The following is a 1122-nucleotide window of genomic DNA, read 5'->3' as shown; positions in this document are numbered from 1 at the left end:
TTGTCGTTTTCAGAAGACGGCTGCACTGAACGTCAGAAGCCGACTGCACTATAGCAGCGGAGGGGTTGGATCCATCAGGCAACGACGGGCTGCTGCCGGCCATCAGCGGACGCAGGGAGGACTTTCCGCAACCGGCCGTTCGATGCGGCACCGATGGCCTTCGCGCAGGGGTAGTGAATCCGCCAGGATTGACTTGCGCTGCCCTACCTCTCACTAGTGAGGGGCGGCAGCGCATCAAGCGGTGAGCGCACTCCGGCACCGCCAACTTTCAGCACATGCGTGTAAATCATCGTCGTAGAGACGTCGGAATGGCCGAGCAGATCCTGCACGGTTCGAATGTCGTAACCGCTGCGGAGCAAGGCCGTCGCGAACGAGTGGCGGAGGGTGTGCGGTGTGGCGGGCTTCGTGATGCCTGCTTGTTCTACGGCACGTTTGAAGGCGCGCTGAAAGGTCTGGTCATACATGTGATGGCGACGCACGACACCGCTCCGTGGATCGGTCGAATGCGTGTGCTGCGCAAAAACCCAGAACCACGGCCAGGAATGCCCGGCGCGCGGATACTTCCGCTCAAGGGCGTCGGGAAGCGCAACGCCGCTGCGGCCCTCGGCCTGGTCCTTCAGCCACCATGCCCGTGCACGCGACAGCTGCTCGCGCAGGCTGGGTGCCAAGCTCTCGGGTAACATCAAGGCCCGATCCTTGGAGCCCTTGCCCTCCCGCACGATGATCGTGCCGTGATCGAAATCCAGATCCTTGACCCGCAGTTGCAAACCCTCACTGATCCGCATGCCCGTTCCATACAGAAGCTGGGCGAACAAACGATGCTCGCCTTCCAGAAAACCGAGGATGCGAACCACTTCATCCGGGGTCAGCACCACCGGCAAGCGCCGCGACGGCCGAGGTCTTCCGATCTCCTGAAGCCAGGGCAGATCCGTGCACAGCACCTTGCCGTAGAAGAACAGCAAGGCCGCCAATGCCTGACGATGCGTGGAGACCGAAACCTTGCGCTCGTTCGCCAGCCAGGACAGAAATGCCTCGACTTCGCTGCTGCCCAAGGTTGCCGGGTGACGCACACCGTGGAAACGGATGAAGGCACGAACCCAGTGGACATAAGCCTGTTCGGTT

General features: G+C 61.9%; 1 protein-coding gene. It reads right to left on the bottom strand.

Annotated features, from left to right (window positions below):
• Positions 1 to 203: 203 nt before the first annotated feature.
• On the bottom strand, positions 204 to 1122 hold a 919-nt coding region (gene intI1, locus QMN93_RS25965), incomplete at its 5' end, for a class 1 integron integrase IntI1 (protein WP_025766410.1).

The organism is Enterobacter sp. R-1.6.2, assembly GCF_035064085.1.
Taxonomy (GTDB): Bacteria; Pseudomonadota; Gammaproteobacteria; order Enterobacterales; family Enterobacteriaceae; genus Enterobacter; species Enterobacter asburiae_B.
This window is presented reverse-complemented; position numbering and strand designations above follow the sequence as displayed.